This window comes from Methylocystis sp. (assembly GCF_051062815.1).
Classification (GTDB): domain Bacteria; phylum Pseudomonadota; class Alphaproteobacteria; order Rhizobiales; family Beijerinckiaceae; genus Methylocystis.
This window is the reverse complement of the sequence record NZ_JBPFDU010000016.1, coordinates 1-26,783: the sequence shown is the minus strand read 5'-3', so window position 1 is coordinate 26,783 and position 26,783 is coordinate 1. Positions and strand designations below refer to the sequence as shown.

The 26,783-nt window shown below is 62.9% G+C and carries 27 protein-coding genes, 1 tRNA gene and 1 pseudogene; 17 read left to right on the top strand and 12 right to left on the bottom strand.

Features of this window, described 5'->3' with window-relative positions; all coding sequences use genetic code 11:
* Positions 1-107 precede the first annotated feature (107 nt).
* Positions 108-374 carry a hypothetical protein gene (locus tag ACR65W_RS01930; protein WP_434500436.1) on the top strand — a complete coding sequence of 89 codons (267 nt, stop codon included), beginning with the start codon at positions 108-110 and terminating at the stop codon, positions 372-374.
* Between the two features lie 14 nt (positions 375-388).
* Here ACR65W_RS01930 and ACR65W_RS01925 read toward each other — a convergent pair whose 3' ends face one another.
* Positions 389-1,276 carry an IS1595 family transposase gene (locus tag ACR65W_RS01925; RefSeq protein ID WP_434500437.1) on the bottom strand — a complete coding sequence of 296 codons (888 nt, stop codon included), beginning with the start codon at positions 1,274-1,276 and terminating at the stop codon, positions 389-391.
* A gap of 155 nt (positions 1,277-1,431) precedes the next feature.
* Here ACR65W_RS01925 and gltX point away from each other — a divergent pair, with 155 nt between their 5' ends.
* From gltX to ACR65W_RS01905, 4 genes are all read left to right on the top strand, one after another.
* Complete coding sequence (gltX, locus tag ACR65W_RS01920; RefSeq protein WP_434500438.1) at positions 1,432-2,856, top strand: glutamate--tRNA ligase; 1,425 nt, start codon at positions 1,432-1,434, stop codon at positions 2,854-2,856.
* Positions 2,857-3,155: 299 nt separating this feature from the next.
* A complete protein-coding gene (locus ACR65W_RS01915) occupies positions 3,156-4,442 on the top strand; it encodes a citrate synthase (protein WP_256036187.1) in 1,287 nt (428 codons plus the stop codon).
* Positions 4,443-4,602: 160 nt separating this feature from the next.
* Positions 4,603-6,111 carry a YcjX family protein gene (locus ACR65W_RS01910; RefSeq protein WP_434500439.1) on the top strand — a complete coding sequence of 503 codons (1,509 nt, stop codon included), beginning with the start codon at positions 4,603-4,605 and terminating at the stop codon, positions 6,109-6,111.
* A gap of 76 nt (positions 6,112-6,187) precedes the next feature.
* A complete protein-coding gene (locus ACR65W_RS01905) occupies positions 6,188-6,415 on the top strand; it encodes a dodecin (protein ID WP_434500440.1) in 228 nt (75 codons plus the stop codon).
* Positions 6,416-6,449: 34 nt separating this feature from the next.
* Here the strand turns inward: ACR65W_RS01905 and ACR65W_RS01900 are convergent, their stop codons facing one another.
* Positions 6,450-6,845: a hypothetical protein gene (locus ACR65W_RS01900; protein WP_434500441.1), complete on the bottom strand. Its 396-nt coding sequence runs from the start codon at positions 6,843-6,845 to the stop codon at positions 6,450-6,452.
* A 237-nt stretch (positions 6,846-7,082) separates the two neighbouring features.
* Between ACR65W_RS01900 and rplS the strand changes: the two genes are divergently transcribed.
* Positions 7,083-7,469, top strand: a complete 387-nt coding sequence (gene rplS, locus ACR65W_RS01895) for a 50S ribosomal protein L19 (RefSeq protein WP_434500442.1) — start codon at positions 7,083-7,085, stop codon at positions 7,467-7,469.
* A gap of 56 nt (positions 7,470-7,525) precedes the next feature.
* Here rplS and ACR65W_RS01890 read toward each other — a convergent pair whose 3' ends face one another.
* Positions 7,526-7,939 carry a VOC family protein gene (locus ACR65W_RS01890; protein WP_434494556.1) on the bottom strand — a complete coding sequence of 138 codons (414 nt, stop codon included), beginning with the start codon at positions 7,937-7,939 and terminating at the stop codon, positions 7,526-7,528.
* Positions 7,939-8,937 carry a small ribosomal subunit Rsm22 family protein gene (locus ACR65W_RS01885; protein ID WP_434500443.1) on the bottom strand — a complete coding sequence of 333 codons (999 nt, stop codon included), beginning with the start codon at positions 8,935-8,937 and terminating at the stop codon, positions 7,939-7,941. Before ACR65W_RS01885 ends, ACR65W_RS01890 begins: the two co-directional genes overlap by 1 nt.
* A gap of 263 nt (positions 8,938-9,200) precedes the next feature.
* On the opposite strand from ACR65W_RS01885, the gene leuC reads away from it, so the two are divergent.
* Complete coding sequence (gene leuC / locus ACR65W_RS01880) at positions 9,201-10,613, top strand: 3-isopropylmalate dehydratase large subunit (protein WP_434500444.1); 1,413 nt, start codon at positions 9,201-9,203, stop codon at positions 10,611-10,613.
* 25 nt (positions 10,614-10,638) lie between these two features.
* On the opposite strand, the gene ACR65W_RS01875 is transcribed toward leuC, so the two are convergent.
* Complete coding sequence (locus ACR65W_RS01875) at positions 10,639-10,926, bottom strand: hypothetical protein (protein ID WP_434500445.1); 288 nt, start codon at positions 10,924-10,926, stop codon at positions 10,639-10,641.
* A 371-nt stretch (positions 10,927-11,297) separates the two neighbouring features.
* Between ACR65W_RS01875 and ACR65W_RS01870 the strand changes: the two genes are divergently transcribed.
* Positions 11,298-11,711 (top strand): metallopeptidase family protein, encoded by a 414-nt coding sequence (locus ACR65W_RS01870; protein ID WP_434500446.1) that lies wholly within the window; start codon positions 11,298-11,300, stop codon positions 11,709-11,711.
* A 3-nt stretch (positions 11,712-11,714) separates the two neighbouring features.
* Here ACR65W_RS01870 and ACR65W_RS01865 read toward each other — a convergent pair whose 3' ends face one another.
* Entirely contained in the window at positions 11,715-12,176 is a 462-nt protein-coding gene (locus tag ACR65W_RS01865) for a peroxiredoxin family protein (RefSeq protein ID WP_434500448.1), read from the bottom strand.
* Positions 12,177-12,460: 284 nt separating this feature from the next.
* On the opposite strand from ACR65W_RS01865, the gene ACR65W_RS01860 reads away from it, so the two are divergent.
* Positions 12,461-13,624 (top strand): extracellular solute-binding protein, encoded by a 1,164-nt coding sequence (locus ACR65W_RS01860; protein WP_434502230.1) that lies wholly within the window; start codon positions 12,461-12,463, stop codon positions 13,622-13,624.
* A 31-nt stretch (positions 13,625-13,655) separates the two neighbouring features.
* Here the strand turns inward: ACR65W_RS01860 and ACR65W_RS01855 are convergent, their stop codons facing one another.
* From ACR65W_RS01855 to ACR65W_RS01830, 6 genes and pseudogenes are all read right to left on the bottom strand, one after another.
* A complete protein-coding gene (locus tag ACR65W_RS01855; protein WP_434500450.1) occupies positions 13,656-14,486 on the bottom strand; it encodes a hypothetical protein in 831 nt (276 codons plus the stop codon).
* A gap of 949 nt (positions 14,487-15,435) precedes the next feature.
* A complete protein-coding gene (locus ACR65W_RS01850; RefSeq protein ID WP_434502228.1) occupies positions 15,436-15,750 on the bottom strand; it encodes a hypothetical protein in 315 nt (104 codons plus the stop codon).
* 201 nt (positions 15,751-15,951) lie between these two features.
* Positions 15,952-16,109, bottom strand: a pseudogene (locus ACR65W_RS01845) (TrbI/VirB10 family protein); the annotation flags it as partial.
* A 28-nt stretch (positions 16,110-16,137) separates the two neighbouring features.
* Positions 16,138-16,213 (bottom strand) — tRNA-Asn (locus ACR65W_RS01840).
* A 115-nt stretch (positions 16,214-16,328) separates the two neighbouring features.
* A complete protein-coding gene (locus tag ACR65W_RS01835) occupies positions 16,329-17,237 on the bottom strand; it encodes a sugar kinase (RefSeq protein ID WP_434500452.1) in 909 nt (302 codons plus the stop codon).
* Positions 17,238-17,324: 87 nt separating this feature from the next.
* Positions 17,325-17,663, bottom strand: coding sequence for a HesB/IscA family protein (locus tag ACR65W_RS01830; protein WP_434500453.1), 339 nt, complete (start codon positions 17,661-17,663; stop codon positions 17,325-17,327).
* A gap of 173 nt (positions 17,664-17,836) precedes the next feature.
* On the opposite strand from ACR65W_RS01830, the gene dgt reads away from it, so the two are divergent.
* The 8 genes from dgt to ACR65W_RS01790 all read left to right on the top strand — a co-directional run bounded on the left by dgt (position 17,837) and on the right by ACR65W_RS01790 (position 26,371).
* Positions 17,837-19,249: a dGTP triphosphohydrolase gene (gene dgt, locus ACR65W_RS01825; RefSeq protein ID WP_434500454.1), complete on the top strand. Its 1,413-nt coding sequence runs from the start codon at positions 17,837-17,839 to the stop codon at positions 19,247-19,249.
* Between the two features lie 88 nt (positions 19,250-19,337).
* Positions 19,338-21,119: an arginine--tRNA ligase gene (gene argS, locus ACR65W_RS01820; protein WP_434500455.1), complete on the top strand. Its 1,782-nt coding sequence runs from the start codon at positions 19,338-19,340 to the stop codon at positions 21,117-21,119.
* Positions 21,120-21,207: 88 nt separating this feature from the next.
* Entirely contained in the window at positions 21,208-22,536 is a 1,329-nt protein-coding gene (locus tag ACR65W_RS01815) for an SPOR domain-containing protein (RefSeq protein WP_434500456.1), read from the top strand.
* Between the two features lie 9 nt (positions 22,537-22,545).
* Positions 22,546-23,553, top strand: coding sequence for a beta-N-acetylhexosaminidase (gene nagZ / locus ACR65W_RS01810; RefSeq protein WP_434500457.1), 1,008 nt, complete (start codon positions 22,546-22,548; stop codon positions 23,551-23,553).
* Between the two features lie 288 nt (positions 23,554-23,841).
* Positions 23,842-24,252: a PIN domain-containing protein gene (locus tag ACR65W_RS01805; protein WP_434500459.1), complete on the top strand. Its 411-nt coding sequence runs from the start codon at positions 23,842-23,844 to the stop codon at positions 24,250-24,252.
* Between the two features lie 128 nt (positions 24,253-24,380).
* Positions 24,381-25,187, top strand: coding sequence for a segregation and condensation protein A (locus tag ACR65W_RS01800; RefSeq protein WP_434500460.1), 807 nt, complete (start codon positions 24,381-24,383; stop codon positions 25,185-25,187).
* 24 nt (positions 25,188-25,211) lie between these two features.
* A complete protein-coding gene (scpB, locus tag ACR65W_RS01795; RefSeq protein WP_434500461.1) occupies positions 25,212-25,967 on the top strand; it encodes an SMC-Scp complex subunit ScpB in 756 nt (251 codons plus the stop codon).
* A gap of 164 nt (positions 25,968-26,131) precedes the next feature.
* Entirely contained in the window at positions 26,132-26,371 is a 240-nt protein-coding gene (locus tag ACR65W_RS01790) for a twin-arginine translocase TatA/TatE family subunit (protein ID WP_434500462.1), read from the top strand.
* Positions 26,372-26,783 lie beyond the last annotated feature (412 nt).

Here is a 26,783-nt window from a genome sequence, read left to right as displayed (position 1 = left end):
ATCACAAGATAACCGATCTCGCCGCCTTGCTACCGTGGCGCTGGGCCGCCGACCTACAAGCCAAAAAGCTCGCCGCCTGATCTACGCGCAGCCGTCCTTGGCTGAAAATGATCAGCCCACGTGCCTCACCGGATGCTTACGGCCTTCTAAAGGATGCTGTCTTTACAGATTCGCCAAAAACAGTAGCCTTGCCGCTAATGGCGCAACCTCAAGTTGCTCAGAATTTTAATTGGACGCCAATATCAATTGCCCTGATTATCGGTGGATCAATTTTGCTCGGCGTCGGTATTTATTCGATTTGTGCGGGCAAAAGCTTGGTTAGGTATATTGAGCGCGAGACGAAGTTTGATGGACAAGAAGACTCAGGAATTTGATGCTCTGCTAGCGGCTATGCTCGGCGTGCGGGCTTCGCAAAGCCAACCATCAGACACGGCAGCATCAGATGCGGAGCATGACGCAGGTTGTGGCGATATTCAAACTCCCACAGATACTTCTGAAGATGCTTCTTAGAAACGCTGATGTAGGTGCCTTGAATGCCGCGTTTCAGGTTTGACCAGAAAGCTTCGATATTGTTCGTATGCGCTTCTCCGCGCACATATTCTTTTTCGCCGTGATTGACGCTTTCGTGAACGAAGCCTTCCTTGTCCATGTGCTGGAAAACGCGGGCGTCGTCGGTCATGACGCGCGAACCTTCGATAACCCAAGTGGTGACCTGCGGCATGACGTGCCGGCCATTGCGGCCGGCAACGAGCCGTGTAACCACGTCGCCGTGGCGTTCCATCATTCCGAGAACAACGGCTTTGTCGTCCTGTCCTTGGCGGTCTTTGCCGCCAATGAAAGTCTTATCAACCTCGACGATAGGCGAGAAAGGGCGCACGCCTCCTAACGGGCGGTCGCCGTCGACCGTGCCCATATAGGTGCGGATTTCTTTGCACATGCGCCATGCGGTCTTGTAGGTCACGCCGATCTGGCGCTGAACCTCTTTCGCGGCGACGCCATTGCGAGAGGCCGTGAACAGGAACATGACGAAAAACCAGTCCGTCAAAGGCGTGCGCGTCTTTTCGAACGGCGTCCCGGCGGTCGGATAGACCTGATAGCCGCAGTGCTCGCACTCATAGCAGCGGCGGCCTTTGACCCGGTAAAAGTGGGCTTCGCGGCCGCAGCTCTCGCAAGCAAACCGCTGGCCGTAACGGACCCGCATAATGTGCTCCAGACACACATCATCGTCGGGGAACCGCTTCTGAAACTGCTTAAGGGTGGGGGGCTTCGTGCTCATGCCGACTTTATCGCACGAATGGCGCTACATGTCTAGAGGGGATACAGCCCCCAAATGTTCACGCTTTGGTTAAATCATCATCGTGACGAACTATGTTCGCCTCGCGCGTCCCGTGCTAGACGGGCCGACCCAAAACCAAGGAATTCGCGGCGCTCATGTCTCAGGTCGTCACCCGCTTCGCTCCGTCGCCCACCGGCTTTCTGCACATCGGCGGGGCGCGCACGGCGCTGTTCAACTGGCTTTACGCCAAGAAGCACGGCGGCCGGATGATGCTGCGTATCGAAGACACCGATCGCGAGCGCTCCACGCAAGCGGCGATCGAGGCCATCATCGAGGGCCTGCAGTGGCTCGGCCTCGAATGGGATGGCGACATCGTCTACCAGTCCTCGCGCGCCGCGCGCCATGCGGAAGTCGCCGAAGAGTTGCTGGCGCGGGGACACGCCTATCGCTGCTACGCCACGGCGCAGGAGCTCGAGGAGATGCGCGAGAAGGCTAAGGCGGAAAAGCGTCCCTGGCGCTATGACGGCCGCTGGCGCGATCGCGATCCCTCCGAGGCGCCCGCCGGCGCGCCCTATGTCGTGCGCATCAAGGCGCCCCAGGACGGCGAAACGATCGTCGATGACGCCGTGCAGGGGCGCGTCGTCTTCCAGAACAAGGATCTTGACGATTTCATTCTGCTGCGCTCGGACGGCGCGCCGACCTACATGCTCGCGGTCGTCGTCGACGATCACGACATGGGCGTCACGCAGATCATTCGCGGCGACGATCATCTCACCAATGCAGCGCGACAGACGCATATCTATCAGGCGATGGGTTGGACGGTCCCGGCCTTCGCGCATATTCCGCTGATTCACGGACCGGACGGCGCCAAGCTTTCGAAGCGCCACGGCGCGCTCGGCGTCGACGCCTACCGCGCGATGGGCTACCTGCCGGCCGCGCTGCGCAACTATCTCGTTCGATTGGGGTGGTCGCAGGGCGACAAGGAGTTCTTCACGACGCCTGAGATGGTCGAGTCGTTCGATCTCGCGCAGGTGCATCGCTCGCCGGCGCGTTTCGATTTCGCCAAGCTCGAAAATATGAACGGCCACTATCTGCGCGATAGCGATGACGACGAGCTGTTGGACTTGCTCGTCGCGACGCTTCCCTATCTCGAAGGCGGCGGCGCGATCGCGCAGGCGCTCGACGACGGAATGCGTGCGCAGTTGCGCGCCGCCTTGCCGGGACTGAAGGCGCGCGCGAAGACCTTGAACGAACTTCTCGACGGCGCGGGCTTTCTTTTCGCGCAGCGTCCGCTGTCGCTCGACGCAAAGGCGGCGCAGCTGCTTTCGGCGGACGCGCGCGCGCGGCTTGCGACGCTTGTCGAGAAACTTGCAGCCCTGCCGAACTGGACGGCCGCAACGACGGAAGCGGTCGTGCGCGATCTCGCGACAGCGCTTGGCGTCAAACTCGGCGATCTCGCGCAGCCGTTGCGCGCGGCGCTCACCGGCCGCGCGACGTCGCCTGGCATATTCGACGTGCTGGAAATTTTGGGGCGCGAGGAAAGTCTTGCGAGAATTTCCGATCAGGCCGCCGTGGGGTAACCCATCACCTCGCTGCGGCGTTGGCGTCGTAAAAAATCGCTGACGCGATTTTCGGCGCCGCGCCGTTTTCCGCGCCACTGCGGGACATGTCATCTCTACGCGCGAAACGCGTCGCGTGCTTGACAGCCTTTGCGGTTGATATAGCTTTTTGCGCCGCACAACAAACCGAATGCAACGCATCGGCGTGCGCGTGAAAGCGACGACATCGCGAATGTGACGCAATTCATGCATAGCGTTCGCGCGCGTCGCGCCGCGAACCGGCTCGTTGCGAGCGCGGGGCGGTTGAGAGGGGAGCGGGTATGCCGGAGAAGAATGCTGTCTTCACAGTCGGCGACGGATCGGTCGATTTGCCGATCAAGGATGGCACGCTGGGGCCGTCCGTTGCGGACATCCGCAATCTCTACGCCGAAACCGGCATGTTCACCTTCGATCCGGGATTCACCGCGACCGCGTCATGCGAATCGAAGATCACATTTATCGACGGCGAAGCCGGCGTTCTGCTCTATCGCGGCTATCCGATTGAACAGCTTGCCGAACATGGCGACTTTCTCGAAACCTGCTACCTGCTGCTCTACGGCGAATTGCCGTCCGCCGCCGAGAAGGCGAATTTCGACTATCGGATCACGCGCCACACAATGGTGCATGAGCAGATGGCGCGATTCTTCCAGGGGTTCCGCCGCGACGCGCATCCGATGGCGGTGATGGTCGCCTCCGTCGGCGCGCTCTCGGCCTTCTATCACGACTCGACCAACATCGCCGATCCCACCCAGCGTATGGTGGCGTCGACGCGGATGATCGCGAAGATCCCGACGCTCGCGGCGATGGCCTATAAATATTCGATCGGCCAGCCGTTCGTTTATCCAAAGAACGATCTCGACTACACGTCGAACTTTTTGCGCATGTGCTTTGCCGTCCCCTGCGAGGAATACAAGGTCAATCCGGTGCTGTCGCGCGCGCTCGACCGGATCTTCATCCTGCACGCCGATCACGAACAAAATGCGTCGACCTCGACGGTTCGACTGTCTGGCTCGTCTGGGGCGAATCCTTTCGCCTGCATCGCGGCGGGCATCGCCTCGCTGTGGGGGCCGGCGCATGGCGGCGCCAATGAAGCAGTGCTGAAAATGCTCGCCGAAATCGGCACGCCGGACCGCATTCCGCAGTTCATCGCGCGCGCCAAGGACAAGAACGATCCGTTCCGTCTTATGGGCTTCGGCCACCGCGTCTATAAGAACTACGACCCGCGCGCCAAGATCATGCAGCGCACGACGCGCGAAGTGTTGAACGAACTCGGCGTCAAGGACGATCTGCTCGACGTCGCGCTGGAGCTCGAGCGCATCGCGTTGCACGACGACTATTTCATCGAGAAACAACTCTATCCCAACATCGACTTCTATTCGGGCATAACGCTCAAGGCGATGAACTTCCCCACGGCGATGTTCACCGTGTTGTTCGCGGTCGCGCGCACCGTCGGCTGGATCGCCCAGTGGAAGGAGATGATCGAGGATCAGGGTTCGCGCATCGGTCGACCGCGCCAGCTCTATACGGGCGAGAAGCAGCGCGACTACGTGCCGATGTCGAAGCGGTGATGATGCGCGCCGTGCTGTGGTAGGAGCATAGTCTTCATTCCGATCCGGCGCAGAATCGTTCTGGCCAGTCTTCACCTTGGTTTGCAGCGCGACATGTTCTCACCAGCGTCTCTTGAAGGGACGCGACGTGATGCTATAGGTCGGCGGACCCGGAGCGCCCTTGTCGCAATTATCCGATCTGCTGTTCGAAACGCGTGTCGCCACCGAGAGCGTCGTCGACTTTCTCGCCGGCGGCCGCCTGCGGCTTGGCGTCACCGGCCTGTCGCGCGCCGGCAAGACCGTCTTCATCACCGCGCTCGTGCACCATTTGACGCGGGCGATATCGGCGCGCCCGGAAAAGGGCGGTGAGAGCAAGACTCAGCTCCCGGTGTTTCGCGCGCTCGCCGAAGGGCGCATTACGTCGGCGCATCTCGATCCGCAGCCAGATTACAGCGTCCCACGCTTCGCGTACGAGGAGCATCTCGCGGCGCTCACCGGGTTAGACCGGCATTGGCCGCAGTCGACGCGGCGGATCTCCGAACTGCGGGTGACGCTGGAATATCGGTCGAAGGGCTGGTCGCTGCGCAAAGGCTTCGGCCAGGGCCCGACGCGCCTCGATATCGACATCGTCGATTATCCCGGCGAATGGCTGCTCGATCTGCCGCTCCTTGGCAAATCCTACGCGCAATGGTCTCACGAGACGCTTGAGGCCGCGAGCGCCTCCGCGCGGGCGATGATCGCGAGCGAGTGGCGGGGCCTCACCGCGCAGACGGACGTCAAAGCGCGCTACGACGAAGAAACCGCGCAGAAGCTGGCGCAGACCTTCACCCAATATCTGCGTTTGGCGCGCTCCGAGCGTTTCGCGCTCTCGAGCCTGCCGCCGGGACGGTTTCTGATGCCGGGCGATCTCGAAGGATCGCCGGCGCTGACATTCGCGCCGCTTCCCGTGTCGGAGAGCGAGGAGTTGCCCTATCGCAGCCTTGGGCGCGAAATGGAGCGCCGATACGAGGCCTACAAGTCGCAGGTCGTGCGGCCGTTCTTTCGGGATCATTTCGCCCGACTCGATCGGCAGATCGTGCTCGTCGACGCGCTTGCGGCGCTGAATTCCGGCCCAGAGGCGGTGCGCGACCTTGAGACGGCGCTGACCGGCGTGCTGACGGCTTTTCGCACCGGCCGCGCCAACCTGTTCTCCACGATCTTTCGCCCGAAGATCGACCGCATCCTCTTCGCGGCGACAAAGGCCGACCATCTGCATCACACGAGCCATGACCGGCTAGAAGCGATCCTGCGTCACCTGACCGCCCGCGCCATAGAGCGCGCTGAAGGGGTAGGCGCCTCGATCGACGTGATCGCGCTCGCCGCCGTGCGCGCCACCCGCGAAGCGATGGTGCGGCATGAGGGCGAAAAACTTTCGGCCATTGTCGGCACGCCGGTCGCCGGGGAGCGCATTGGCCACGAGATTTTCGACGGCGTGGCGGAAGGCGCCATTTTCCCCGGCGAGTTGCCGGCGGATCCGCGCGACGTGTTTAAAGGCGAGGCGCTGGCCGTTTCCGATGAAGAGGCCGACTTCCGCTTTCTCAAATTCAGGCCGCCAGCCGCGATGCTTGGCGCCGATCAGAAGCCGCTGCCTCTGCCGCATATCAGGCTCGATCGCGCGATGGAGTTTCTTTTCGGCGACCGATTGAAGTAACGCCGCTGTCGGCGGCGAAGTCCGCGCTACCTATGCAAGGTAAAGCCATTCGACATCTGAATTGAGGGAGCTTCATATGGAAAGTCATGTCTATAAGGTCGTCGAGCTTGTAGGGTCTTCGCCGGACAGCGTCGAGGACGCCGTGAGCGCCGCGCTCAAGCGCGCCGGCGAAACCTTGCGCAACTTGCGTTGGTTCGAAGTCGTCCAGATTCGCGGCAACATCAATAAGGGCGCGGTCAGCGATTATCAGGTGGTGCTGAAAGTCGGCTTCACGCTCGATCGCGAAGACGAGAGCATGGGATAAAGCGGAAGCCGCTGAGGGCTTCCGCTTTACGGCGTTAGGACATGAGCCGACCGGCGGCTTCTGGGCTTGGCGCTTGCGCGGTGTGCGACCAGAAGCGCGTGCTTGCATTGAGCATTTGCTGAGCGTCGGAGAACAGGCGGCGCGTGTCCTCCGTCGTCATCTCGATATGTTTGCTCGTCCAATCCTGTAGAACCGTCGTGGTCTCCGATATGGAGCGCGAGGCCGTGAGCTTTGAGGCAAGTTCCGCCGTCAACGCCGCTTCCTGCTGCATGCGCTCCATTAAGACGCGGTTGGCGTCCTGCAGACAGTCCCAGATCTCGGTGCGCGCTTCGGTGAAATCTTCCAGCCGCCGCCGGCCTTCCGCAGCAACTTCGGCCGCCGCTTCTGCGGGTTGCGCGCTTTCGTTGCGCCGCTCTTCCTGCTGGGTCATGTCGCGTCTCTCCCTCGTCTGAAACGCCAGCTCCCCGGGGCCACTATATAAGACCAGTCGCGGGAATGTCTGCGACGATCGCTCCTCCGCGCGTTGCCGAAGCTTGACGATTTCCAGCCACCCCAGGCAGCTCGACAAAGCGCCGCCTTTCGGTTATGGACCGGGACTCAACTAGAACAGCGTTCCGAAACGCTCGTCGGCCCCAAGGGCTAAGACGAAACGGCAGGAGTTTTCGTTATGAATATTATCGAGCAGCTCGAGGCGGAACATGCCGCCAAGCTTATCGAAGGCAAAAAAATCCCCGAGTTTCGGCCGGGAGATACGGTGATCGTCAACGTCAAGGTGAAGGAAGGCGAGCGCGCGCGCATTCAGGCCTATGAAGGCGTTGTGATCGCGCGCAACGGCGGCGGCCTTAACGAGAGCTTCACCGTTCGCAAGATTTCCTATGGCGAGGGCGTCGAGCGCGTCTTCCCGATCCATGGGCCGCTGATCGACTCGATCAAGCTCGTGCGCCGCGGCAAGGTGCGCCGCGCCAAGCTCTATTATCTGCGCGATCGCCGCGGCAAGTCCGCCCGCATCGCCGAGCGCATCGACACCAAGCCGAAGGCATCCGCAGGCAAATAACGACCGTTTTCGGAGAATGCCGCCGTCCGCAGCCGCCCGGTTTCGGGCGGCTTTTTTTAGGTCTCCAGCGGCGCGTTAAGGATCCAGCGGTGGCCGAACGGGTCGCGCAAGGAGGCGTAGCGCGTCCCCCAGAAAGAATTGGTCGGGGCCGTCTCGACCTTGCCGCCGAGCTTGGTGGCGCGCGCGCAGATGTCGTCGACGTCCTGCGCCTTGTCGTATTCGAGGCTGATCGAAACGGTCACGTGCTCGCCGGGCATGGGCACGCGGGTCTGACCAAATTCGGGAAAGATGTCGGCGAGCATCACCGAGCCGCCGTTGATCAGCAATTCGCAGTGGGCGATGCGCAGCCCGTCGACCGACGGCATGAGGGCCCGCTGCTGGGCGCCAAAGGCGCCGGTGTAAAAAGCGATGGCTGCGGCGGCGGGGCTGACGGTCAGATAGGGCGCGACCCTCGGACGTGGCTGTTTCATCAAATTTCCTCCGCCGGGGCGCACAGCGGATCGCCCCAGTCTTTTTTCCTGACCTTTTCGTAGCGCGCCTTGTCGCGCTTGGGAATGAATGTCTCTTCGAATGCTTTATCAGCGCAGAGCCTTAGGGAAATTCCGGCCTTGCTGACGCGGGGCGGGGCGATAACGCGCGCCCATGGCGGCGTCCCGCCGAACCGTCCCGCGACGAGATAGGCGAACTTCTCGTCCTCGAAGGGCGCGTCGGCGCCTTTGACCAATTTGTGCGCGCGCCGCCGTGGCAGCCGGACAGAGAAATGGCACCAGTCATTCGTCGGCAAAGGGCAGGGCGCCTGGTGCGGGCAGGGCGCGAGAATATTCGCGCCGAGCGCGATCAGTCTGCTGCGGACGATCATGAGCCGGGCATGGTCGCGAGGAGTCCCCGGCTCGACGATGACAAGCGCGCCGCTTGTGCGCGACCAAAGCTGATCGATGACGACGGCGAGGTCGGCTTCGGCGATCTCGGTAAGCGCGTAGCCGACGACGACGAGGTCGAAAGGGGCGTCTTCACCCGCCTGCGGCTTGGTGAAATCGGCCAAGCTCGCTTCGACCGCTGCGGCGACGCCGCTTTCCTGCATCAGACCGGTCGCGAGGTTCAGGAAGAGCGCGCTGCGGTCAATGAGCGCGATCTTGGCAATGCTGGGCCACACGGTCGCCGCGGCGTAGGAGCCCGCGCCAAGACCGCAGCCAACGTCGAGCACCCGCTTTGGCGCAAATTCGGGGCGCTCCTCGTCGAGCCGTCCGAGCGCCCTCACGATGGCGGCGTAGGTCGCGGGCATGCGCGTCGCCGCATAGGCCAAGGCGTCCGCCTCGTCGCGGATCGTTTCGATTGTCGGTTTGCGTGACCGATAGCGCTCCGACAGCTGGCGGGCCCTTTCGCGCAGCATGCCTTGTGCGCGGCCCTCAAGCCGCGCCTCGATGGCCGCCGAAAGCGGCGCAGGAAGCTCTGGGGAGGGCAGGCTCATCGCTGATGGACTCGGGGAGGGCTGCGCCTTGAACTCTCTTCCATGCAGCTTGCGTTACGGGTAGAACAGCCTCAATTCAAGGGAGACGATGAGAGTCGGCCAATTGCAGTCGGCCTCATGCTGAGGAAGCCGGGATGCTCTCGAAGCACGAGGGCGCCGCCAGTGATTTCCTTGTCCTTCGAGATGCGGCCCGCGCCGCTCCTCAGGATGAGGCAATCAAACCAGCGAGCCGGATGCGACAAGCCGGCAAGAGGAAGAGATAAATGTCCAAAGCCGCGCCCCGCACCGTTTACGACAAGATCTGGGACGACCATGTGGTCGAGCGCCAGGAGGATGGCGCGTCCCTGCTCTATATCGATCGCCACCTCGTGCATGAAGTGACGAGTCCGCAGGCCTTCGAAGGCTTGCGCATGACGGGCCGGTCGGTGCGCGCCCCGCAAAGGACGCTCGCCGTCGTCGATCATAATGTGCCGACGACCGATCGCTCTTTGCCGATTGAAGATTCCGAGAGCAGGGCGCAGGTGGAACAGCTCGCGCTCAACGCCAAGGAATTCGGCGTCGAATATTACGACGAGCACGACCGGCGCCAAGGCGTCGTGCATATCGTCGGCCCGGAGCAAGGCTTCACTCTGCCCGGCATGACGATCGTCTGCGGCGACAGTCATACTTCGACTCACGGCGCTTTTGGCGCGCTCGCCCATGGCATCGGCACGTCGGAAGTCGAGCATGTGCTCGCAACCCAGACGCTGATCCAGAAGAAGGCGGCTAATATGCTGGTGCAGGTCGACGGCAAGCTCGCCGACGGCGCCACCGCGAAAGACATCATCCTCGCGATCATCGGCAAGATCGGCACGGCCGGCGGCACCGGCCACGTCATCGAATATGCAGGCGAGGCGATCCGCGATCTGTCGATGGAAGGCCGCATGACCGTCTGCAACATGTCGATCGAAGGCGGCGCCCGCGCTGGGCTCATTGCGCCGGATGAGAAGACTTTCGCTTATCTGAAGGATCGCCCAAAAGGCCCAAAGGGCGAAGCGTTCGACATGGCGCGCAAATATTGGGAGACGCTGTACACGGACGAGGGCGCGCATTTCGATAAGATCGTCAGGCTCGACGCCAGCAATCTGCCGCCGATTGTGACCTGGGGCACGTCGCCCGAAGACGTCGCGACCATCGACGGATTCGTGCCCACGCCCGACAGCGCGAAGAGCCCGCAAAAGCGCGCCGCGATCGAACGCGCGCTCGACTATATGGGTCTGAGGGGCGGCGAACGCATCACCGACATCGAGATCGACCGCGTGTTCATCGGCTCCTGCACCAACGGCCGTATCGAAGATCTGCGCGCGGCGGCGAAGATGGTGGAGGGAAAGAGCGTCGCCGATCGCGTCAACGCATTGGTTGTGCCGGGATCGGGTCTCGTAAAGGCGCAGGCGGAAGCGGAGGGTCTCGACAAGATCTTTGCCGCCGCCGGCTTCGAGTGGCGGGAGCCAGGCTGCTCCATGTGTCTGGCGATGAATCCCGACCGTTTAGCGCCGGGCGAGCGTTGCGCCTCGACGTCCAATCGCAACTTTGAGGGGCGACAGGGCTTCAAGGGCCGCACCCATCTCGTCTCTCCGGCGATGGCGGCGGCGGCGGCAATCGCTGGACGCTTGGTTGACGTTCGCGGCTGGCGATAGGCTGGCGACTCTAACGCAAACGGGATCAGTCTTCGTCCGGACCTGTCCCTTTTTCCTCCCAATCGGGATTGCGGCGCCACTCGTCGTCGCTCCACGGACGCGGATCGCGCCAGGAGGGACCGCCGCGACCCCACCACTCGCCCTGGCGCTGCTGATCAGCGCGCTCGTCTTTCCGGTCCTGCTGGCGATCGTCCGCCTTCTGCACGACGCGTTCGGAACTCAGCGGCAGGCGACCCAGGGCTGGAGCGAAAGTTGCGGAGTTCACGAAGCCGACGACGCCAAGCGCGAGCGCTGCGATCAATAGCTTGTTCATGAATATCTCCTCTCATGATGATCCTTGCTTGAACATTGCATCCCGCCGATTGTTCCGGCGCAGCAGCGCGGTGTCGCGCGCAGTGTGAGGGATCAGGAATCCCGATTGATCTTTTCGCCGGGCCTCTTTTTTCAGCGGGCAGAAGATCTGACGTGGAATGACACGACCGTGCGAGCTGTCATTGCGAGCCGCAGGCGAAGCAATCCAGAATCCGCCGCGCTTTTTTGGATTGCATTCTCGCTTACGCTCCTCGCAATGACGATCCGAATGTCAGTGATTGCGTTAAGATGCAGTTGCGCGATCGCGCGCACGCCGCGCGTGGGGCGCGCGCGGGGAATGACCCGAGAGCGACGCAACGGAAATGTAGGACGATGACGGAACAGGAGTGGCGCCGCATGAGGCCGCCGACGCTTGCCGATATCGAAGCGCTCGCCGACGCGGCCTACGCCGCTCTGCCGCAGCGCTTCACGCGCCTGTGCGAGGGCCTCGTTATCCGCGTCGAGGATTTTCCCGACGACGACACGCTCGACGACATGCAATGCGAAAGCGAATTCGATCTACTGGGTCTCTTTCGCGGGCGCGGCCTCACGCATGGGGCGCATCTCTCCGAGACGGGCGAACAGCCGAATATGATCTGGCTCTATCGACGGCCGATCCTCGACTATTGGGCCGACAGCGAAGACACGCTCGAAGCGATCGTCACCCATGTGCTCGTGCATGAGATCGGCCATCATTTCGGACTGACCGACGACGATATGGAGGAGATTGAACGGCGCGCCGAATAGGATCTAGGCGGGCTCCGCGAGCAGCGTTCCGATGACGGCGCCGAGCGCCATGTCGTCCTCTTGTCCAAAGCCGTGATGACGAATGCCGCCGTCGCGGCCGATCAGGATCGCTGTCGGCGTTCCGCGCATTTGATAGCGCGCCATGGTGACGGGAATCGACCCGCGCTCCGCGGGCTGATCGACGCCGATGGGAAATGTCAGCCGATATTCATGGATGAAGGCTTCGAGCGACACGGGCGTCATCGCCGCATGATGTTCGAACACCGTGTGCAGGCCGATGACGGCGAGGTCGGAGTCGCGGAACAGCGCATGCGCGCGCTGCGCTTGCGGCGTGCCATGCGCGACGCAGCCGGGACACAGCATTTGAAAGGCGTGCAGCAGAACCACCCGCCCGCGCAACGCCGCGAGCGTGATCGGCGTCGGCGTATTGAACCATTGCGACACAGCGAGTTCCGGCGCCTGCACTGATGCCTCCTTTGCACGCTCGTCTTAGGGCGCTTTTCGCGCAGTGATAAGACGATCACGTCCGACGATCGTCATCCAGGCCTTTGCCGATTTCGCTTTGGCGGGTTGCCGTCCGCGCTTTAGCTCGCAATGCCGTCGATATTCCGCTTGCGCATTGCCGCGATTGCAGAGGCGCATAGATATTTGCTTTCAAGACGCCCGCCATGGGGTTCTCGACAGAAAGATCAGAGCGTTCCCCGATGAGTCCCACAAGCGTCCTTAGGGTCGCGCTGAGCAGCGTCGCGTTGTCGTTCTCGTGCAGCGTCCTTCCCGCAATCAGCCAAGAAAGGATCAGCCAAGAGAGGATTGTCAACGTTTTGGGCTGGGGGGACTACGTCGATCCCCGTGTGCTCACGGATTTCACCCGGTGGACTGGCATCCAGGTGACATACGAAAGCTATAGCTCTGACGAGAGCTTAGAAACAACGCTTCAGCCTGGGAACCGCGCTTTTGACGTCGTGATCGTCTCGAACGGTGTGTTGCGACAGCAGATCGCCAGGGGCCTCTATCAGAAGCTCGACAAGAGCAAGCTTCCAAACGCCGTCAATCTTTGGCCAGAGATTATGGAGCGCCTTGCCACCTATGACCCCGGGAACGAACACGCCGTCAATTATGCGTGGTTTGCGATGGGGATCGCCTACGACGTCGGAAAGGCCAGGGAACTCATGGGCAAGGCCCCGCCGTCGGACTTCTCGTTCGACTCATGGGGCCTGCTTTTCAAGCAGAAAAATTTAAAGAAGCTTTCGTCCTGCGGGGTGGGAATACTGGACAGTCCTCAGGATTTGTCTGCTGCCGCGCTGCAATATCTGTGGTCCAACTGGCGACTTTCGCCGGGTTTGGATCGACGCACGGACGGCATGCGCGCCGCCGAGCTTTTGACCGCCCTCCGGCGCGACGGGAAACGCCTCGACTCTCGCGACTATGTCAACGCGCTGGTCAACGGCGACGTCTGCGTCGCGGTCGGCTATTCCCTGGATAGCCTGCGCGCCCGCTACACAGCCGGCATGGTGGAAGAATTTGTCGAGATCGACTTTTTCATCCCCCGGGAGGGCGCTCCCATTCGACTCGACAATCTCGTGATACCGACGGACGCTCCACATGTCGAAGAAGCATACAAATTCATCGACTTTCTTCTGCAGCCTGAAATCGCGGCCCGCAATACGAATTTCATTGGCGTCGCCAACGGCGTCCTCGCCTCGAAATCCCTGGTCGACGGGAGCATCTCAAGAAACAAGGCGATATATCCGGACGCCGCCATGATGAAGCGTCTGGTCGCTCCTCAATTCGACGACGGCGCGCCCACGACCGGACAGACGATCAGTCGCGAAGGAACGCCGATCGGAAGGGGAGCCACGATCTGGGGATTAGGCCGGCGTGTCTCCAAGCCGGCCAAGTCAGCTACCTTCTAAAAGCCAGGCACGCCGTCATCGTCTACCGGCCTCAGTCGGCTGGTTTTTCAGCGCTCTCCGCGGGTCTTGGCGCCGATGTCGAGAGACACATCGTTGGACGAAGCTTTTCGATCGTCACGATGGCCTTCTGCGAGGCCTGCATTTTCTCGTTGAGATCGAAAATCTGTTGTCTTGTGGCGGCGACATCCTTCAAGTCAGCCTCAAGCGTGTCGTTCATCGACTTCAATATGTCCGCCGAGTGGGGCATATCGCTCAGATTCACCTGTTTCAGGTTTTGCTCGACTTTCATGGCGCAGTTGATGCGCCGGTCATATTCGGTCCTCAAGTCCTTAAATCGAGCGGCGAAAGTGCCCGCCTTTGTCAAATCCGCCGAAAGCGCGTCGGGCCTGATGCGACAGATCGCATCGACGCTGTTGACTGCGGGATATTTAGCCTCGACGATGTTTCCGAACTCGCTGTTGAGCTTTTTGGCTTCATCCAAGAGCGTATTAAGGGTGCAAACGAATTGCTCGCGCCCGCGATAGCAGCTGTCCAATCTGATCGCGCCCTTGGCGCCTGGCAACGTCAGACTTGGCGTTTCATTGGAGTCCTTTTCGCAGGCGGCGAGCGCCGCCGCCAGAGCTCCGCTACTGCTCGCGGACGAAGCGTCTCCGGCTTCCTCCTCGGAGGATGGGCGGCGGAGCGCGCGATAGCGAGAAGTCTCGCGGCGCGCGATTTGCAGCGGTTGATGATACCCCGGTTCCAAGGCCCAAGCGGCGCTTGGCCCGCGTTCGGCGGAAGGGGGGCCGATCAGCACAAGCAGAGCGGTTCCCGCCACGAGCTGCGCCGCTTCAAGAGTTTTTCTGTTCAGAATGGCCATCATCGGGCCCTCTCGCATTTTCAACGCCCGATGAACTCAGGCTCACTACTGCAAACATCGTCTTGCTCCAGCAAATGGCAACACGTCGCGCTTGCACGAACCAATTGATATTGCCGTCAAAGGGACGTGTCCCACATCCAAAGATTGCTGCCGCCGTGTCCGGGGAGAAGCGCAGGGCGCGTTGAAATCAGCCCGTGAGGCGGCTCCGTCGCTGGGACGGGCGCGACGCCACGATGCCGGGCAGGCGCTCGCCTTCGAAAAATTGAAGTTTTGGAAGCGGCTCTGCTGTCCGCCGGAAGCCGAAGCCGGGCGCCAGGCCTGCGCATCAGGACCAAGCCCTTCGGATGCGCAGGCCAGAGCCTGGGGCGGGGACGCCATTCGCGTCATGTCGCGCCTAACCGGCGAGGCGGATTTCCTGCGTCGAACTGGCGGAGCTGAGAACCCCGCCGCCCGATTCACAAGTGATGGTGATGATGATGGTGAAGATTATGATGATGGTGGTGATGATGATGGACGACGCCAGCCGATCTCGCCATCGCGGGAGCCGGTGAAGGGGGGACAGGCATAGCCGTAGTCTTTCCCGTCACGTTGTTGAGCACGTTCGTAACTGCCAGTCCCGCCTCGGCCCCCACGCGATTCACTCCAGAGGCAAGCTCTGAAATAGGATTTTGGGCTCTCGCTGCTTGAGCAGTGAGAGCAAAGCCGACCATCAGGCCAAATACCAACCCAGCGTTCTTAAAGCACGCCATGCGAACCTCCCTGTTTCTCTCTGCAAAAGGGTCCTCATCAATAGTTGGCGGCCGCGGCCGAGCCAATGCCTTTGCGCCGGCGAAGACCGAGTTTTTTGCCCCCGGCGCCTACTTCGCCGAGGATCCGCCGGCGAGCGGATTTAGGAAGCGGAAGCACGGCGGCGCATGAGAGACGTGAGAATCTCCTACTTTCTCACGCTAGCTCACGCTTTCGCCGAGCGCGATGGCACGAGCTGACATGGGATCGCGCGCCGGACGCACTCGCCCTCGCGATGAATTTTTCCGCTGGCGGGGACAGGCGCCTCCGGGGAAGGAGCCTTGTTTCCGTCATCGCTCGACCAGGCCTCGATCAGGTTCTCTCCGTCGTAAAGTTCAACCCGGTGATCGTCAGTGGAATTTTTATAGCGCGCCACAACGCCGCCGAAATTGCTGAGCGCCCGGCTGGCGTCGCGATCGCGTAGCGTTCCGAGTTGCTTCGCGCCCTTCCAGATGACGATGTTGAAACGTGGTTCGCTCAATCGATTGGCATTCATTTTTGCAGCCCCGATTTCGAATCGCCTGTGTTCATGCTTGCATAATTCGCGCAGCTTAAATTCACTCGATCGAGTTCAAAAACCCCTCCGATTCCGCGGTATCGTCCGTACTCGGCGGACCCCTGGGCGCGCAGGCGCGCGGTGATCGAGGGTCTGAACGCTGATGTGGTGACGCTGGCGCTCGCCGCTTTCGGTCACTTGTGCGGTAATCTGCCGGGAAGATCGGAACATATGTCAGAGACGAGGGCCGCCGGAATGACCGCGTCGGCCTGCAGCACATAGCGGGAGGCGGGGCTCTGGAGCCGATCGGAGTTCCCAGTTCGACGGTCGGCCGCCGCATTTACGCACGGCGTTCGCAGTTTCGTTCCGAGATGGCTCCCCGAGTAGGACTCGAACCTACGACCTAGCGATTAACAGTCGCGTGCTCTACCAGCTGAGCTATCGGGGAATGCGGTCCCGCGTATACAAGGCGGGCGGCGGTTTGCCAAGCCCGCCTCGGCGACTCCGTCGTGCATAAGTGTCGGCGTCGTTCGGGCGGCTTTGGGTCGCCGTGACGGATGTGCTCAAACCGGGCTCAGCGCGTCGGCCGGCGCGAAGGCGGCGAGCGCCGCGGCGACGTCGTCGGGCGAGGGCAGTCCCGCCTCATTGCCGAGATGCTGGATCTTGTGCGCCGACGCCGCGCGGGCGAATTCAAAGTGTTCTCGCCAGGGGGCGTCAGGCCGCGCAAGATAGGAGGCGCAATAGGCGCCGTGAAAGACGTCGCCGGCGCCGGACGTGTCGACGATGAGTTCGTGCGGCACGGCGAGCGACGGCATCTGCGAAATCTCGCCCTCCTCGTCGTACCACAACATGCCCTTTTCGCCGGTCGTCACCCCGCCGATCCGGCAGCCCTTGGATTTCAGCCAACCAAGCATGTCGAGTTCCGACAAGGACATCTGCTCGCAGAGCTTTTCGGCCACCACCGCGACGTCGACGTAACCCGTCAGCTCCTCGATGCAGGGCCGCAGCGCGCCGCCGTCAAGCGAGACGAGAGCGCCGCGCGCCCGAACCCCCTTCGCGTAATGGAGCGCGGCGTCGGCCATGTGCCCGTCGAGATGCAGAAGTCGCGTTTCCGAAATGTCGAGGCGCGGAACGCCCTGCAGATAAGTATCGTCGCGCGCGCGCAAGATCGCCCGCTTGCCGTCATTGGGCCAGACGAACGACAGCGACGAGCGCGCCACCCGTCGCGGATGGACATCGATCCCGTAGGTATGGGCCATGTCCATGAACATGTGGCCGAGCCAATCGGGCGCGAGCGTGGTCAAGAGATCGACGGGATGGCCGAGCTTGGCGCAGGCGAAGCCGGCGGTGACGGCGTTGCCGCCGAAACTCACCGCATAGTCGTGCGCTAACGCCTTCTGGTCGCCCAAAGGCATGCGCGGGGCCCGCATGGTGACGTCGATATAGGCATGGCCGATAAAGAGCGCGTCCAAGGCTGAAACTCCCGAGATGGCTTAGAGCGCTCGCCGCAGAATGACCCCGCAGCAGCGTGACGCACGCCTGCAACCAAGGTTGCGGCGTCAGACTGAAAAGCTGGTGCCGCAGCCGCAGGAGGAGACGGCGTTGGGATTAACGACACGGAAGGACTGTCCCATCAGATCGTCGACAAAGTCGATTTTGGCGCCGACGAGAAAGCCAATGGACGCGGGGTCGATCGCAACCCTGGCGCCGGCGTGCTCGAGGAGCGCATCCTCCGCGCCCGGGGCGGACTCCACGGCGAAATGATATTGGAAGCCGGAGCAGCCGCCGCCTTCGACTGAAACGCGAAACACCGCGCCGGGCGACTCATTGGCGAGGATCGCGTGAATGCGCCGCGCCGCCTGATCGGTGAGCGCGATATCGCTTGCCGCCGTCGTCATCCGTTTCTCCGTCACTTGCCTGCGCGGACCGTCGCGAGTTACTGCGGGCGGGACGCCCGATCGAAAGAAACTCGCCCGAAATTTTAATTTCGGCATATCCCATTCTACGGCGGCCCGGCCGTTTGCGGGATATGCTCTCTGCTGCAAGATAGGTCCAAACCTGAGGCGTTTCAATGAAAGGCGTGCATGTGGCGGTTCGCGGCCCTCTCGCGGCATACGCCAGCGACGCCGCGCGCTCGCGCGGCCGGCTCTATGCGGAGGCGCCATCGCCGACGCGCAGCGAATTCCAGCGCGATCGCGACCGAATCATCCACTGCACCGCCTTCCGCCGCCTCGCGCACAAGACGCAGGTCTTCGTGCCGCTCGACGGCGATCATTTTCGCACCCGCCTCACCCATACGATCGAGGTCGGGCAGATCGCCCGCGCGCTCGCCCGCGCTTTGCGCGTCGATGAAGATCTCGCGGAGGCCGTGGCCCTCGCCCATGACCTCGGCCATACGCCTTTCGGCCACGCCGGCGAGGGCGCGCTCGAGGCCTGTATGGCGCCCTATGGCGGGTTCGATCACAACGCTCAGGCGCTGCGCGTCGTGACGCTGCTCGAGCGCCGTTACGCGCGCTACGACGGTCTCGATCTGACCTGGGAGACGCTCGAGGGGATCGTTAAGCACAATGGGCCGCTCATAGGGCGCGATGCAGATCCCGATCCATCTTTCCCTCATCCTGAGGAGCGAGCGAAGCTCGCGTCTCGAAGGACGAGGGAAAGAAGCCATTCAGAATCGGAGGGCTCCTCGTCCTTCGAGACGCCGCCTTCGATCTCGGGCTTGCCCGAGATCGACATTCAAATTCGCAAGTCGGGTAAACCCGACTTGCGGGCCGCTCCTCAGGATGAGGAGGCAATTGCTGGCGCGGCAAAAAATCGTCCGCTCTCGGGCTACATCGCGGCCTTCGACGCGATCTTTCCGCTCGATCTCTCGACCTTCGCCAGCGTCGAGGCTCAGGCCGCGGCTCAGGCCGACGATATCGCCTATATCGGCCATGACATCGATGACGGCCTGCGCGCCGAACTGTTTTCGCTCGACGACATCGGGCGAACGCCCTTCATTGCAGGAGTGCTTGCGCATGTCCGCGATGAACATCCCGGCCTCGAACGGCCGCGCGTCATTCATGAGCTGGTGCGCCGCGTCATCACCGCCTTCGTCGAGGATTCGATCGGCGAATCGCTGCGGCGTTTGGCGCGTGTTTCGCCGGCGAGCGCCGATGAAGCGCGGCGGGCGGGCGAAGCCATCGTCCGTCTCTCGCCGCCGATGGCCGAAGCCGAGCGCGACATCAAGGCTTTCCTCTTCGCCAACATGTATCGGCACGAGAAGGTCATGGGCGTCTGGGAGCGGGCGCGCGACGCGATTTCTCGGCTGTTTCCGGCCTTTTTTGAGAACCCGGAGCTGATGCCCCCGGAGTGGGCGGCGCAGGCCGTAGCGCTGGAGGGGCCCGATCGCGCGGTCGTGGTCGCCGATTATATCGCCGGCATGACCGACCGATATGCGCTGAACGAAGTGAAGCGGGTGTTTGGGGGCGCGGGCCGACCATAAGAGCTCCGCTCGTCGAGCCCTGCGGACGGGGTGATTTCCCCGGCCCAAGCTGTTAAACGGGCGGCCGACCCTGCACGCCCGGACCTCCATGAACATTTTCGACGACTTTCACGCTCGCATCGCCGCCATTCTCGATCGCATCGCGGCCGACGGCCGGCTGCCCAGTCTCGATCACGCGCGCTTCGTCGTCGAGCCGCCGAAGGACGCAACACTTGGCGATCTCGCGTCGAACGCCGCCATGGTCTTCGCCAAGGAGGCGAAGCCGCATTTCGCCTCTCCGCGCGAATTGGCGGTCGAAATCGGCTACGCCCTTGCGCAATCGCCGGACGTCGCCGCGACCGAGGTCGCCGGGCCGGGTTTCATCAATATCCGGTTGAAGCCCGAGATGTTCACGCAGGTTCTTCGCGCCGTGTTGCGCGATCCGCGGTGTTTCGGCCGCGTCGCCAAGAGCCGGTCAAGCGCTCTGCAGGGCAAGGTCAATGTCGAATATGTGTCGGCCAATCCAACGGGGCCGATGCATGTCGGCCACGGCCGGGGCGCCGTCTTCGGCGACGCGCTCGCAAACCTCCTGGCCTTTTCGGGCTGCGAGGTGACGCGCGAATATTACATCAATGACGCCGGCGCCCAGGTCGACGTCCTGGCGCGCTCCGTTTATCTGCGCTACCGCGAGGCCCTGGGCGAGGCGATCACGATCCCCGAGGGGCTCTATCCGGGCGACTATCTGAAGCCCGTCGGCGCGGCGCTCGCCAAAGCGCATGGCGCGGCGCTCGCCGGCGAAGCTGAGAGCGAGTGGCTGCCAATCGTTCGCGCCGCCGCCATCGACGCGATGATGGAGTTGATCCGGGGCGATCTCGCCGCCTTGAACATCACGCATGAGACGTTCTTCTCCGAACGGTCCTTGCATTCAAAAAAGGACGGCGTTTCGGTGATCGACGCCGCGATCGACTGGCTGCGCGCCAAAGGCCTCGTCTATGAGGGCCGTTTGCCCCCGCCGAAAGGGCAATTGCCCGACGACTGGGAAGATCGCGAGCAGACGCTGTTCAGATCGACGCTCTTTGGCGACGACGTCGATCGGGCGCTCAAGAAATCCGACGGCTCGCCGACCTATTTCGCGGCGGATATCGCCTATCATAAGGACAAGATCGATCGCGGGTTCGACACGCTTGTCGATGTCTGGGGGGCCGATCACGGCGGCTATGTCAAGCGCATGACGGCGGCGGTCGCCGCGCTCTCGGACAAGCGCGTGACGCTCGACGTCAAGCTTTGCCAACTCGTCAAGCTGATGCGCGCCGGCGAACCGGTCAAAATGTCGAAGCGGGCCGGGGACTTCGTCACTTTGCGAGAGGTCGTCGAGGAGGTCGGCGTCGACGCCGTGCGATTCATGATGCTCTACCGCAAGAATGACGCGCCGCTCGACTTCGACCTTGCCAAGGTCATCGAGCAATCGAAGGACAACCCGGTCTTTTACGTCCAATACGCCCATGCGCGGGGAAAGTCGGCGCTGCGCCAGGCGCTCGCCGCTTTTCCCGATATTGACATCTCGGCCGTAAGCTTGGCCGAGGCGGATCTGACGCTTTTGGCGGACGAGGGCGAACTTGCTTTGGCCAAGATGATCGCTCAGTATCCGCGGGTGATCGAGGCGGCGGCGGCCGCGCATGAGCCGCACCGGGTGGCCTTTTATCTGCATGAACTGTCGAGCGTGTTCCATTCGCATTGGAATCGCGGCAAAGATCAGCCGCACTTACGCTTTGTTAAGTCTGAAGAGAGAGAGTTAACCATCGCTCGGGTTGCGTTGGTTAGCTCTTTAACGATCGTCCTGGGGTCAGGCTTGAGGCTGCTCGGCGTGAGCGCCCCCGACGAGATGCGCTAATCGACGCCTTGAGCGGCCACGGCCAGGCGTAGGACGCGCTTATCAATTTGCTTCGCGCCCCCCCAGGAATTAACGAGCGAGGTGCATCATGCGCGAGACATCCGTTAGAGGCCCGGCGATCGATCTCGGCGAATTCGAGCGGCGGCTGCGTGGGTCCGAACGCGCCCCCCGAGCCGACGATCCGCTCAGCGAACTCGCGCGGCTGGTCCATGCCGAGGACCGCGTCGCCACGGATCCTTACAGCCAAATTCTCGCGCAGGCGCGCGACGCTCGCGTTCAAGCCGCTGAACTGCGGGGATCCTATGACGCCGCGCCGCCAGTGGCGGCTGAACCGCCATATTATCCAGAGCCGTCGATGGAGCAGCCTTTGGAGCCTGCCTATCCGGTTGATCCCGATTATCGCGATTTGCCGCCGGGCTATGGCCCGCAGCAAGGGGCCGGATACGAGTCCGCGTATCAGGAGACCGAGACCGGCTGGAGCGATGATTCGCAATATCTCGATTATGGCCAGAGCGATGAATATTATGAGGATTCCCACGGCTGGCGGTCCTGGTTCCGTCCGTGGCACGCCGTCGTCGCGATTTCGCTCGTGGCCGTTCTGAGCATCGGCTTCGCTTTCTGGCATCGCAGCGGCTCCAATAGCTCACGCGAGATCGCAACCATCGTCGCGCCGGAAGGACCGGTGAAGGTAAAGCCAAGCGTCGAGGCCGAAACTACGGCGCCAGACGCCAGCGCCGCTGTCGTTCTGGACCGCAGGGAGCAGGCGCCGGTTCAGAAGCTTGTCACCAATCAGGAACAGGCGGTGGATCCATCCGTCACGCCGCATGCGGCGCGGCTCGGCGACGGGCCCGTCAATTGGCCGCATGAGCCTCCGGCTCCCGCCACGGCCGCGCCAAGGAGGGTGAAAACCGTCACCGTGCGGCCGGACGGCAGCCGGGTGGAAGAAGGCGCTCTGCCGCCGGCCGTCGCCATGGCAGGCCGGCCCGCCGCCGAGACGGCGGCGCAGCCAGCCGTCCCCGGCGCCATCGGCGCGGCGACCGCGACGCCGCCGACGCAGGCGAAGCCAACGGCGACGCCCCCGCGAATCGCCAAGCCGAAGCCTGCGGCGCCGAAAGTCGCCGCAGTAGAAGAGTCGCCCGATGCGGACTCCGATCAGGCGACGCCCGCGAGCAAAGGCGGCTTCGCCGTGCAGTTCGGCGCGGCGGACAGCGAGGCCGCCGCCCGCGAACTGCTGAAGACCGTCGTCAGCAAATATCGCTCACAGCTTGGCGGCTTGAAGCCGACCTTCAAAATGGCGACCGTGAATGACAGGACCGTCTACCGCGTGCGCGTCGCGGGGGTGAGCAAGGAGTCCGCGAACGCGATCTGCAGCAAGGTGAAAGCGACCGGCGGCGCCTGCTTCGTCGCGGGCAATTGACGCGACGACATGCGCGCCTTCATCTGCGGATTAAAGGGCCTCACGCTCGAGGCGGAGGAACGTGCGTTCCTGCGCGAGGCCGCGCCGTGGGGCGTGATCCTCTTTCGCCGCAATGTCGACGCGCCCGAGCAGATCACGCGGCTGACCGCCGAAATTCGGGACGCTCTCGGCCGCCATGCGCCCGTTCTGATCGATCAGGAGGGCGGCCGCGTGCAGCGTCTGGGTCCGCCGCACTGGCGCGCCTATCCGGCCGCGGCGCGCTTTGAGCTGGCGGCCGCCAACGCCGCGCAGGCCGAGCGACTCGCCTGGCTCGGCGCCCGGCTCATCGCCCATGATCTGCGGTCAATCGGCGTCGACGTCGACTGCCTGCCGGTGCTCGATGCGCCCGCCGAGGATTCCCACAGCATCATCGGCGATCGCGCTTATAGCCGCGATCCGGCGCGCGTCGCCGCGATCGGCCGCGCAGCCGCCGAAGGGTTGATGGCGGGCGGCGTCGCGCCGGTGATGAAGCACATTCCCGGTCACGGACGCGCCCGCGCCGACAGCCATTTGGAGCTGCCGGTGGTCAAGGCGGCGCGCGCCGAGCTGGAGGCTGTCGATTTCGCGCCCTTCAGAGCCAACGCCAATCTGCCGATGGCGATGAGCGCCCATGTCGTTTACACCGCGATCGATCCAACGGCGCCTGGAACGCTCTCGAAGGCGGTGATCGGCGACATCATACGTGGCCATGTCGGCTTTGACGGTCTCCTGATGACCGACGACCTTTCCATGAAGGCGCTTTCCGGGAGTTTTCGCCAGCGCGCCGAGAACGCGATCGGCGCCGGATGCGATATCGTGCTCCACTGCAACGGCGACCTTGCGGAAGCGCGGCCGGTCGCCGAAGGCGCGCCGCCGCTTGATGGCGCGGCGCTCGCGCGCGCCGAAAAGGCGCTCGAATGCGTTCGGCGGCCCCTCGAACCCTTCGAGGTCGGGGAGGCGACGCGCGAGTTCGACGCGGCGATGCGGGCCGTGGCGTGAATTCTTGCGCACAGGCGCATCCGAGTTTAACTGTGTAAATATGAAGAATATCACAGTTTCACTAGACGATGAGCTGTATCGCCGGGCGCGGATCAGAGCGGCGCAGGAGGATACTTCGGTGTCCGCGGTGGTTCGCCGTTTCCTGACTGAATTCGCTTCGGAAGGCACGGAGTTCGACCGGCTGAAACGCCAGGAGCAGGAACTCCGCGCGCAAGTCCAGGAATTTTGCGCTTCGGATCGGCTCTCGCGCCAGAGCGTTCATGAGAGGCAAATCGGGCGCAAAAAACGGTGACGGGTTTTCTGGACACCAATATTCTCCTCTACTCGATCAGCCGCGATCCGTCTGAGGCGGAAAAACGCCAGCGGTCCATCGCATTGCTGGATCAGGATGACTGGAGCCTGTCGACGCAGGTTTTGCAGGAGTTCTATGTGCAGGCGACGCGACCCTCGCGGCCGGATGCCTTACCGCATGACATCGCCGCTGGTCTCGTGCGCGCGTGGCAGAGGTTTCAGGTTCAGGACATCACGCTGGCGATCGTCAACGCCGCGCTGGACATCAAATCGCGCTATGGCTTTTCCTATTGGGACGCCGCAATTATCGCTGCGGCGCAGGCGCAGGGGTGCTCGCGGCTTTATTCCGAAGACCTCTCTCACGGGCAGGTCATCGACAATTTGCAGATTATCGACCCCTTTCGATAGCAGTTCTCTCCTGTGGACCGGCGCTCCCAAAGCATAGGCAGCGCTTGCGATAGCGGGCCATCGGGGCCACTCTCGCGCCGAAACGCTCGGCCACGCCGATTCGTAAAGGAAACAGGCGCAATTCGGGAATGGCCCAGGAACTGACCTTCGAGCTGGACGAGCCCCACGGCGACGGCGAAGAAGCCTTTCTCGTCGACGTCGACGGGTTCGAAGGGCCGCTCGATTTGCTGCTCGAGCTTGCGCGCCGGCAGAAGGTCGACCTCGCCCGCATTTCCATTCTCGCGCTCGCCGAGCAATATCTCGCCTTCATAGAGGCGGCGCGGCGCGTGCGCCTCGAACTCGCCGCCGACTATCTGGTGATGGCGGCCTGGCTCGCCTTTTTGAAGTCGCGGCTGCTGCTGCCGGAGCCGCCGAAGGGAGACGAGCCGTCCGCCTCCGATCTCGCCGCCGCGCTGGCGGATCGCCTGCGCAGGCTGGAGCTCATTCGGCGCGCCGCTGACAAGCTTACGGAGCGCGCGCGGCTGGGGCGCGATATGTTTCTGCGCGGCGGCCCTGAAGGCGTAGAGACGATCTCGCACCCCAAATTTCAGGCCAGCCTCTACGATCTTCTCTCGGCTTACGCCCGGCAGCGCCAGAAGACCGCGACGTCGCGGGTGGTGATGCGGCAGCGCGCGGTGTGGTCTTTGGCCGAGGCGCGCGAAGCCCTCGAACGGCTGGTCGGCGTCGCGACGGAATGGACCGTGCTCGACGATTTTTTGCTGCATTACTGTGTGGACATGCAGACGGCGCGCACTGTGCGCGCCTCGGCCTTTACCGCTTCGCTCGAAATGGTGCGGGAGGGGCGATTCGACATCCGTCAGGACCGGCACTTCGCGCCGCTTTGGGTGCGGCGGCGGGCGCCCGACGAAACGGAAGAGACTGCGGGCGCGTCTTAGCCCCGGAACTATAGGAGACATCCGGTGGCGCAGGCTGCGGAGAAGATCGAACTTTTTGACGTGAACAGCGACGATGAGCTTGCGCGTCACGAGGCTCGGCTGCGCGAAGCGGAGCGCGTCATCGAGGCGCTGCTGTTCGCCTCCGCCGAGCCGCTTGATGAAGCCGAAATGGCGCGCCGCATCGAGGAGGGCGCCGATCTCGAGCGCGTTCTTGAGCGGCTGCGCGCCCATTATGCGGGCCGCGGCGTCAATCTCACCCGCGTCGGCAAGAAGTGGTTTTTCCGCACCGCCGCCGACCTCAACTGGATTCTCGCGCGCGAGCAGGTCGAGGAGAAAAAACTCTCCCGCGCAGCGCTGGAGACGCTGGCGATCATCGCCTATCACCAGCCGACGACCCGCGCCGAGATTGAAGAGATTCGCGGCGTCGCCATTTCCAAGGGCACGCTCGACGTGCTGCTCGACACCGGCTGGATCAGGCTGCGCGGCCGCCGCAAAGCCCCGGGCCGGCCGATTACCTATGGCACGACCGACGCCTTCCTGATGCATTTCGGGCTTGAGCAGATCGGCGATCTGCCGGGGCTCGACGAACTCAAGGGCGCCGGCCTGTTCGATGGCCGGCTGCCGAAGGGCTTCGGCGTGCCGCAACCCTCGGATGACGCCGCGTTGCGCGAGGATGAAGAGCCGCTCGAGGATGAGGCGCCGGAGCTGCTCGAAATGGAGTTTCCGGACGAGCCCGACGCGCCGGAGACGCCTGAGGCCGCCGACGACGAGGAGCTTTGACGGCGCCGCCGAGCGGCGCGGTCAAGCGACACGAATTTCTACGCCCCTTAAGGATGTCCGCGGCGTGCATCTGTGCGCCGCGTCCTTGTTTTTGAGGCAAGGGGCGCATAGTTTCCCGGCAAACGCCGGTCGACCCGGTTTTCTCGTTAGGAAGGATGCGCGCCATGGGCGGTCTGTCGATCTGGCATTGGATCATTGTCGGCGCGGTCGTCTTCATTCTCTTCGGCGGCAAGTTCAAGATTTCCGACGTGATGGGCGACGTGGCCAAGGGCATCAAGGCCTTCAAGAAGGGCATGTCGGAAGAGGATGTCGCGGCCGATGTGAAGGAAACGCCAAAGACGCTGCAGCATCAGGCGGCGGAGCAAGTCGACCAACAGAAGTCTTCGGAAACGAAAAAAATATAGCGCGGATACCCTCCCCTCGAGGGGGAGGGTCGCGCTGAAAGCGCGGGGTGGGGTGAAAGCGCCCCTGCACCTCGCCGTCGTCACCCCACCCCGAAGCGCTTCGCGCTTCGACCCTCCCCCTCAAGGGGAGGGTGCAGGGCGCTCTGGGGATCGGGTGAAGATTGGTTTTCCTCACCCTCATCCTGAGGAGCCGCCGCAGGCGGCGTCTCGAAGGACGAGGGTGAGGAAAAATACGCGAAAACGGGCTTCCTCGTCCTTCGAGACGCGTGCTGCGCACGCTCCTCAGGATGAGGAAGCCCTTCACCCGATCGCCTTGGAAGGGCGCCCGAGCCACACGCATGTTCGATCTGGAACCCGGCAAGCTCATCGTCATCGCCATCGTCGCGCTTATTGCGATTCCCTCGAAGGATTT

Bases quoted from the DNA above. Each gene is read 5' to 3' on its own strand.
- ACR65W_RS01930 (WP_434500436.1), top strand. From the start codon at position 108: ATGATCAGCCCACGTGCCTCACCGGATGCTTACGGCCTTCTAAAGGAT.
- ACR65W_RS01925 (WP_434500437.1), bottom strand. From the start codon at position 1,276: ATGAGCACGAAGCCCCCCACCCTTAAGCAGTTTCAGAAGCGGTTCCCC.
- gltX (WP_434500438.1), top strand. From the start codon at position 1,432: ATGTCTCAGGTCGTCACCCGCTTCGCTCCGTCGCCCACCGGCTTTCTG.
- ACR65W_RS01915 (WP_256036187.1), top strand. From the start codon at position 3,156: ATGCCGGAGAAGAATGCTGTCTTCACAGTCGGCGACGGATCGGTCGAT.
- ACR65W_RS01905 (WP_434500440.1), top strand. From the start codon at position 6,188: ATGGAAAGTCATGTCTATAAGGTCGTCGAGCTTGTAGGGTCTTCGCCG.
- ACR65W_RS01900 (WP_434500441.1), bottom strand. From the start codon at position 6,845: ATGACCCAGCAGGAAGAGCGGCGCAACGAAAGCGCGCAACCCGCAGAA.
- rplS (WP_434500442.1), top strand. From the start codon at position 7,083: ATGAATATTATCGAGCAGCTCGAGGCGGAACATGCCGCCAAGCTTATC.
- ACR65W_RS01890 (WP_434494556.1), bottom strand. From the start codon at position 7,939: ATGAAACAGCCACGTCCGAGGGTCGCGCCCTATCTGACCGTCAGCCCC.
- ACR65W_RS01885 (WP_434500443.1), bottom strand. From the start codon at position 8,937: ATGAGCCTGCCCTCCCCAGAGCTTCCTGCGCCGCTTTCGGCGGCCATC.
- leuC (WP_434500444.1), top strand. From the start codon at position 9,201: ATGTCCAAAGCCGCGCCCCGCACCGTTTACGACAAGATCTGGGACGAC.
- ACR65W_RS01875 (WP_434500445.1), bottom strand. From the start codon at position 10,926: ATGAACAAGCTATTGATCGCAGCGCTCGCGCTTGGCGTCGTCGGCTTC.
- ACR65W_RS01870 (WP_434500446.1), top strand. From the start codon at position 11,298: ATGACGGAACAGGAGTGGCGCCGCATGAGGCCGCCGACGCTTGCCGAT.
- ACR65W_RS01855 (WP_434500450.1), bottom strand. From the start codon at position 14,486: ATGATGGCCATTCTGAACAGAAAAACTCTTGAAGCGGCGCAGCTCGTG.
- ACR65W_RS01830 (WP_434500453.1), bottom strand. From the start codon at position 17,663: ATGACGACGGCGGCAAGCGATATCGCGCTCACCGATCAGGCGGCGCGG.
- dgt (WP_434500454.1), top strand. From the start codon at position 17,837: ATGAAAGGCGTGCATGTGGCGGTTCGCGGCCCTCTCGCGGCATACGCC.
- argS (WP_434500455.1), top strand. From the start codon at position 19,338: ATGAACATTTTCGACGACTTTCACGCTCGCATCGCCGCCATTCTCGAT.
- ACR65W_RS01815 (WP_434500456.1), top strand. From the start codon at position 21,208: ATGCGCGAGACATCCGTTAGAGGCCCGGCGATCGATCTCGGCGAATTC.
- nagZ (WP_434500457.1), top strand. From the start codon at position 22,546: ATGCGCGCCTTCATCTGCGGATTAAAGGGCCTCACGCTCGAGGCGGAG.
- ACR65W_RS01800 (WP_434500460.1), top strand. From the start codon at position 24,381: ATGGCCCAGGAACTGACCTTCGAGCTGGACGAGCCCCACGGCGACGGC.
- ACR65W_RS01790 (WP_434500462.1), top strand. From the start codon at position 26,132: ATGGGCGGTCTGTCGATCTGGCATTGGATCATTGTCGGCGCGGTCGTC.